The sequence below is a fragment of the Anoxybacillus thermarum genome (assembly GCF_000836725.1).
Taxonomy (GTDB): Bacteria; Bacillota; Bacilli; order Bacillales; family Anoxybacillaceae; genus Anoxybacillus; species Anoxybacillus thermarum.
Genome location: NZ_JXTH01000090.1, coordinates 1 through 6,918 on the forward strand (window position 1 = coordinate 1; position 6,918 = coordinate 6,918).

Here is a 6,918-nt window from a genome sequence, read left to right on the forward strand (position 1 = left end):
TCCTCCAAAAGGGCCGCCAACAAGACAGCGAACACCTTTTGAAGAGTTCTGACTAATTGTTCCTCCAGCTCTTTTAATAAAGGCCATTCTGTGGTAAAATGTTTCATGGACTCTCTCCCTCCTGTTTTATTGATGTTGGTCATCACCATCATAGCAGGGAGAGAGTCCTTTTTGCATGACATTTGCTTTTTTCTACCGCGCTTCGCTTGGTGGCCCCGACGAGCGTCGCGAACAAAAGTTCGCAACCCTCGTCGGGGAATCATTCCTGAATGTCACCCACAAATATTTTACTCACACGACATAATGAAAAGGGGAAAGATTTAGTGAAAAATTTTTAACTTCCTACTTGCAAAATTGAAAAAAGTTCATTAATATAATAAGTGTGTTAGCACTCAATGATGATGAGTGCTAATAACGGAACGAAAATCTAATTAAGGAGGTCGTTTGCCGTGTTGAAGCCACTAGGTGATCGTATTGTCATTGAATTAATTCAAACTGAAGAAAAAACAGCGAGCGGAATTGTTTTACCAGACACAGCGAAGGAAAAACCACAAGAAGGAAAAGTTGTTGCAGTTGGTTCAGGTCGCGTTCTTGACAATGGTGAGCGCGTAGCTCCAGAAGTAAGCGTTGGTGACCGCATCATCTTCTCAAAATATGCGGGTACAGAAGTGAAATATGATGGAAAAGAGTACTTAATCTTACGTGAAAGCGACATTTTAGCTGTGATTGGTTAATCGTTCGCCTGATAACATATAAAGCATACAAAAATACTTAATAAAAATTATCATCAAGGGGGTAAGATGTATGGCAAAAGAAATTAAATTCAGCGAAGAAGCTCGTCGTGCGATGTTACGCGGTGTAGATAAATTAGCTGATGCAGTAAAAGTAACATTAGGTCCAAAAGGTCGTAACGTTGTATTAGAGAAAAAATTTGGTTCTCCATTAATTACAAATGACGGTGTAACAATCGCAAAAGAAATCGAATTAGAAGATCCGTTTGAAAATATGGGTGCGAAGCTTGTTGCGGAAGTAGCAAGCAAAACAAATGACGTTGCTGGGGACGGTACAACAACAGCGACTGTATTAGCGCAAGCGATGATTCGTGAAGGATTGAAAAACGTAACAGCTGGTGCGAACCCAATGGGTATTCGCAAAGGTATTGAAAAAGCTGTTGCTGTTGCGGTGGAAGAATTAAAAGCAATCTCTAAACCAATTGAAGGCAAAGACTCAATCGCTCAAGTTGCAGCGATTTCTGCGGCTGACGAAGAAGTTGGTCAATTAATCGCAGAAGCAATGGAACGCGTTGGCAAAGACGGCGTAATTACATTAGAAGAGTCTAAAGGCTTCACAACAGAATTAGATGTTGTGGAAGGTATGCAATTTGACCGTGGTTATGTATCTCCATACATGATTACGGATTCTGACAAAATGGAAGCTGTATTAGAAAATCCATACATCTTAATTACAGATAAAAAAGTTTCAAGCATCCAAGAACTTCTTCCTGTATTAGAGCAAGTTGTTCAACAAGGTAAACCATTATTAATCATTGCTGAAGATGTAGAAGGCGAAGCGCTTGCAACATTAGTTGTAAACAAACTTCGCGGTACATTCACAGCAGTTGCAGTAAAAGCGCCTGGCTTCGGTGACCGTCGTAAAGCGATGCTTCAAGATATCGCCATCTTAACAGGCGGTGAAGTCATCACAGAAGAATTAGGTCGTGAATTAAAATCAACAACAATTGCTTCACTTGGTCGTGCATCGAAAGTTGTTGTAACAAAAGAACATACAACAATTGTTGGTGGCGCTGGTCGTGCAGAAGACATTCAAGCACGCATCAACCAAATTCGCGCTCAATTAGAAGAAACAACTTCTGAATTTGACCGTGAAAAATTACAAGAGCGCTTAGCAAAATTAGCTGGTGGCGTTGCCGTTATTAAAGTTGGTGCTGCGACTGAAACTGAATTGAAAGAGCGTAAACTTCGCATTGAAGACGCATTGAACGCAACACGTGCGGCAGTTGAAGAAGGTATCGTTGCCGGCGGTGGTACAGCGTTAATGAACGTATACAGCAAAGTTGCGGCAATTGAAGCGGAAGGCGACGAAGCAACTGGTGTGAAAATCGTTCTTCGTGCGATCGAAGAGCCAGTTCGTCAAATCGCACAAAACGCTGGTTTAGAAGGCTCTGTCATCGTAGAGCGCTTAAAAACAGAAAAAGCAGGTGTTGGCTTCAACGCAGCAACTGGCGAGTGGGTTGACATGATCGAAGCGGGTATTGTTGACCCAACGAAAGTTACTCGTTCTGCGCTTCAAAACGCAGCATCTGTTGCCGCTATGTTCTTAACAACAGAAGCGGTCGTTGCAGATAAGCCAGAAGAAAATAAAGGCACACCGAGCATGCCTGACATGGGCGGCATGATGTAATGCAGAGACTACCCCTTTTCCAATGGGGTAGTCCTTTTTTCTAGTTGACTCAGAAAACAAAGGATAGATCCAATAGCTTGAACCCATGATCCAACGATGCCGAGCGACTGTCCTTCGGTTTTATTTCCTCTTTCTTCATATATACCGCCGATGGCCTGCAAGGCGTTGTCGATCGCTCGAAGTAAATTTCCGATTGGGTTTAGTGCGGATGAATGTTTATCCCCCCAATCATCTGAAAACGAAATAAGTCCCCCTAAGGACTGCAACCAGTTTCCTGTAATTTCTAATCTATTTCCCTCTTTGTTTAGTAGTCCAGCGATAACGGTGATGTTCCCATTTCGTTTCTATATACACCTAATGTATCGGATGTTTCAGCATCTGCCTCTAGGGCTTTTCCTGTTGCTTGCAGCACGTTTCCCGATAAATCAAGAGCAAACTGCTTTTTATCGCTTAAAGAAGGGATGCTTCCGACGATCGAAGTGACCGTACCTATCGCTTGAATCAGTGTTTTCGATTGATTCATGTGCATTCTCCTACAATTTTTGTTCATATATCATATGCAAGCTACATATCGTTGTTAATTGTTAGAAAATTTAATAAAAAAGATGGCATCTTGACCGATGAGGAATGGAGTTGGTAGAATGGACTAAAATTTAAGATGCGCACCTTCGTATATCCTCGATAATATGGTTCGAGAGTCTCTACCGGGACACCGTAAATGACCCGACTACGAAGGCAGTGTTCTATATTGCTAGAATTCTGCCTTCGTTTTTTTATGCGGGGGTATGAATGCTAGCTTTTTTATTATATGTAGATGGGGTGATTTCGTTTGAGTCAGCAGGAAATGATCGTCGTTTTAGATTTCGGGAGTCAGTACAATCAGTTAATTACACGCCGTATTCGTGAGTTTGGTGTGTACAGTGAGCTGCATCCACATACGATTACAGCGGAGCAAATTCAACAAATGAATGCAAAAGGAATTGTCTTTTCGGGTGGTCCAAATAGTGTATATGACGAACAAGCATTTACGTGCGATCCGGCCATTTTTGAGTTAGGCATTCCGATTTTAGGCATTTGTTATGGGATGCAGTTAATGACACATCATTTAGGTGGAAAAGTGGAAAGAGCGACCCACCGGGAATATGGAAAAGCAACGATTGCGGTGCAACGCGTCTCTCGACTGTTTAGTGACTTACCGACAGAACAAATTGTTTGGATGAGTCATGGGGATTTAGTGACAAAAACACCGGAAGGGTTTACTGTTGATGCAACAAGCCCATCTTGCCCAATTGCCGCGATGAGTGATGAAACGAGAAAGTTTTACGCCGTTCAGTTTCATCCGGAAGTACGTCATTCCGTATATGGAAATGAGCTATTAAAACGATTTGTGTTTCATGTTTGTGAGTGTAAAGGCGACTGGACAATGGGAAGCTTTATCGATCACGAAGTTCGTAAAATTCGTGAGCTTGTCGGCAATAAAAAAGTACTTTGCGCTTTAAGTGGCGGTGTTGATTCATCCGTAGCAGCCGTTCTCGTCCATCGTGCCATTGGTGATCAGTTGACGTGTATTTTTGTTGATCACGGTTTGCTTCGTAAAGGGGAAGCGGAAAGTGTGATGAAAACGTTCCGTGAGGGCTTTCATATGAACGTCATTAAAGTAGACGCAAAAGAGCGGTTTTTAAATAAATTAAAAGGTGTAAGTGACCCAGAGCAAAAACGAAAAATTATCGGGAATGAGTTTATTTACGTGTTTGACGATGAAGCAGCAAAGTTGGATGGCATTGAGTTTTTAGTACAAGGTACACTTTACACGGATATTATTGAGAGCGGAACGGCAACAGCTCAAACAATTAAATCACATCATAATGTCGGCGGCTTACCTGAAGATATGAAATTTAAACTAATTGAGCCGCTAAATACGTTGTTTAAAGATGAAGTACGTGCCCTTGGTACAGAATTAGGGATTCCGGATGAGATCGTATGGCGTCAGCCGTTCCCGGGACCGGGACTCGGTATTCGAGTGTTAGGTGAAGTGACAGAAGAAAAGTTAAATATTGTTCGTGAATCGGATGCCATTTTGCGTGAGGAAATTAAAAAAGCAGGTCTTGATCGTGATATTTGGCAATATTTCACCGTCCTCCCTGACATTCGTAGCGTTGGAGTGATGGGAGATGCTCGTACGTACGATTATACGGTCGGTATTCGTGCAGTGACATCAATTGATGGCATGACAGCGGACTGGGCACGTATTCCTTGGGATGTGCTTGAAGTCATTTCAACGCGTATTGTTAATGAAGTACCTCATGTCAACCGCGTTGTGTATGATATTACAAGCAAACCACCAGCAACGATCGAATGGGAGTAAAAAGCGAACAAAAAAATTTTTTATATAAAAAATGTTCGTTTTTTATCTTGACTTTGTCGGGTGTGCCTGATAGAATGTATGTGTAAAATAAATAGAGGATACATCGTATAATCTCGAGAATACGGCTCGAGAGTCTCTACCAAGCTACCGTAAATAGCTTGACTACGATGTGTAATGTGGGGGAGAGGAATCTGCTTGGTTCCTCTCTATGTTCTGTGCATTATGCATCATAGTCGACGCTTCTGGTAGTTTGCTAGAAGCGTTTTTCTTTTTATTACAACATATGGAGGGACTGACATTGATTAAGAAGTATTTCCAATTTGATGAGCTAGGCACAAATTATAAGCGAGAGATCATCGCAGGCTTAACGACGTTTTTATCTATGGCTTACATTTTGTTTGTTAATCCGTCTGTTTTGTCGTTAAGTGCGGTGCCAGATTTACCGAATGAAATGAGAATGGATCAAGGGGCTGTATTTACCGCGACGGCAATTGCGGCCGCTGTTGGATCGCTATTAATGGGGTTAATAGCACGCTATCCTATTGCGCTTGCTCCGGGGATGGGATTAAATGCTTTCTTTGCTTTTACTGTTGTATTGACGATGGGCATTCCTTGGCAAACAGCATTATCTGGTGTTTTAATGTCTGGACTTATTTTTATTGTACTTACGTTAAGTGGTATTCGTGAAAAGATTATTAACTCCATTCCCCAAGATTTAAAATATGCGGTTGGGGCAGGAATTGGACTATTTATTACGTTTATCGGATTCCAAAACGCAGGTATTATTGTAAATAACGATGCGGTTCTCGTAGGATTAGGACATTTAACAAACGGAAATACATTATTGGCGATCTTCGGTATAATTGTTACCGTTATTTTAATGGTTCGCGGCGTAAACGGTGGAATTTTCATTGGCATGGTCGTTACTGCGATTGCGGGAATGATTGCAGGCTTAATTGATGTGCCAACAAAGGTAGTCGGTTCCGTACCAAGTCTTGCACCTACGTTTGGAGTAGCGTTTGAGCATTTTGGGGAAATTTTCAATATTAAAATGCTAGCGGTTGTGTTGACGTTTTTATTCGTCGATTTCTTTGATACAGCAGGAACGTTAGTTGCTGTGGCGAATCAAGCAGGTTTATTAAAAGAAAATAAATTGCCACGGGCAGGGAAAGCGCTTTTTGCAGATTCTTGTGCCACGGTGGTCGGGGCAATTTTAGGTACGTCAACTACTACATCGTACATTGAGTCATCAGCTGGAGTAGCAGCAGGTGGGCGTACAGGTTTTGCTTCTGTTGTAACAGCCATTTTATTTTTGCTTGCCTTGTTCTTTTCTCCATTACTATCTGTTGTAACAGCACCTGTTACAGCACCAGCATTAATTATCGTCGGTGTGCTTATGGTATCATCTCTCGGAAAAATTGAATGGACTCGTTTTGAAATTGCCGTTCCTTCCTTTTTGACATTAATTGCAATGCCTTTAACGTATAGTATTGCAACAGGGATTGCGATCGGGTTTATTTTCTATCCAATTACAATGATTGCAAAAGGTAGAGCGAAAGACATTCATCCGATTATGTATGGGCTGTTTATTATTTTCATTTTATACTTTGCATTTTTAGTTGAATGATTATATATTTTAATGAGGATTGTGGGGCTTGGGCCATAACTTCCAAGCCTTATTTTTTTGAAAAAAACAGTTGACGAGCAAATGTGTTTTTGATAACATACTTATTGCTGATTGAAACAAGCAACTTATGAAAAAAGAAAAAGCAAAAAAGTGTTGACAAAGAAAACAGTAAATGTTATATTAAAAAGGTCGCTTCAAAAGCGACAAGATGTTCCTTGAAAACTGAACGAAGCGAAAAGCGTACAAAAGCTAAGGATAACTTTTCTATGGAGAGTTTGATCCTGGCTCAGGACGAACGCTGGCGGCGTGCCTAATACATGCAAGTCGAGCGGACGATTCAAAAGCTTGCTTTTGAATCGTTAGCGGCGGACGGGTGAGTAACACGTGGGCAACCTGCCCTGTAGACGGGGATAACACCGAGAAATCGGTGCTAATACCGGATAACACGAAAGATCGCATGATCTTTCGTTGAAAGGCGGCGCAAGCTGTCGCTACAGGATGGGCC

At 41.6% G+C, this 6,918-nt stretch carries 6 protein-coding genes, 1 rRNA gene and 2 riboswitches; of the genes, 5 read left to right on the top strand and 2 right to left on the bottom strand.

Annotated features, from left to right (window positions below):
* Window positions 1–449: 449 nt before the first annotated feature.
* Both groES and groL read left to right on the top strand, forming a co-directional pair.
* On the top strand, window positions 450–734 hold the full coding sequence (gene groES, locus LH47_RS13770) for a co-chaperone GroES (RefSeq protein ID WP_004888755.1): 285 nt from the start codon (window positions 450–452) through the stop codon (window positions 732–734).
* A 70-nt stretch (window positions 735–804) separates the two neighbouring features.
* Window positions 805–2,421 carry a chaperonin GroEL gene (groL, locus tag LH47_RS13775; protein WP_043968485.1) on the top strand — a complete coding sequence of 539 codons (1,617 nt, stop codon included), beginning with the start codon at window positions 805–807 and terminating at the stop codon, window positions 2,419–2,421.
* 8 nt (window positions 2,422–2,429) lie between these two features.
* Here the strand turns inward: groL and LH47_RS17250 are convergent, their stop codons facing one another.
* Together LH47_RS17250 and LH47_RS17255 are read right to left on the bottom strand one after the other, a co-directional pair.
* Window positions 2,430–2,750 carry a DUF6944 family repetitive protein gene (locus LH47_RS17250; protein ID WP_407637171.1) on the bottom strand — a complete coding sequence of 107 codons (321 nt, stop codon included), beginning with the start codon at window positions 2,748–2,750 and terminating at the stop codon, window positions 2,430–2,432.
* Window positions 2,726–2,944, bottom strand: coding sequence for a DUF6944 family repetitive protein (locus LH47_RS17255; protein WP_235341164.1), 219 nt, complete (start codon window positions 2,942–2,944; stop codon window positions 2,726–2,728). The genes LH47_RS17250 and LH47_RS17255 overlap by 25 nt, the downstream gene beginning before the upstream one ends.
* 125 nt (window positions 2,945–3,069) lie before the next feature.
* Window positions 3,070–3,171: riboswitch (purine riboswitch) on the top strand.
* Window positions 3,172–3,265: 94 nt separating this feature from the next.
* Here LH47_RS17255 and guaA point away from each other — a divergent pair.
* The 3 genes from guaA to LH47_RS13795 form a co-directional block, all read left to right on the top strand.
* A complete protein-coding gene (gene guaA / locus LH47_RS13785) occupies window positions 3,266–4,786 on the top strand; it encodes a glutamine-hydrolyzing GMP synthase (RefSeq protein WP_043968487.1) in 1,521 nt (506 codons plus the stop codon).
* 83 nt (window positions 4,787–4,869) lie between these two features.
* Window positions 4,870–4,971, top strand: a riboswitch (purine riboswitch).
* Window positions 4,972–5,087: 116 nt separating this feature from the next.
* Complete coding sequence (locus LH47_RS13790) at window positions 5,088–6,413, top strand: NCS2 family permease (RefSeq protein WP_043968489.1); 1,326 nt, start codon at window positions 5,088–5,090, stop codon at window positions 6,411–6,413.
* Between the two features lie 263 nt (window positions 6,414–6,676).
* Window positions 6,677–6,918 (top strand): 16S ribosomal RNA (locus LH47_RS13795); the annotation flags it as partial.

What these genes read in the sequence shown, in the direction of transcription:
- groL (WP_043968485.1), top strand. Translation starts at nt 805, where the DNA reads ATGGCAAAAGAAATTAAATTCAGCGAAGAAGCTCGTCGTGCGATGTTA.
- LH47_RS17255 (WP_235341164.1), bottom strand. Translation starts at nt 2,944, where the DNA reads ATGAATCAATCGAAAACACTGATTCAAGCGATAGGTACGGTCACTTCG.
- guaA (WP_043968487.1), top strand. Translation starts at nt 3,266, where the DNA reads ATGATCGTCGTTTTAGATTTCGGGAGTCAGTACAATCAGTTAATTACA.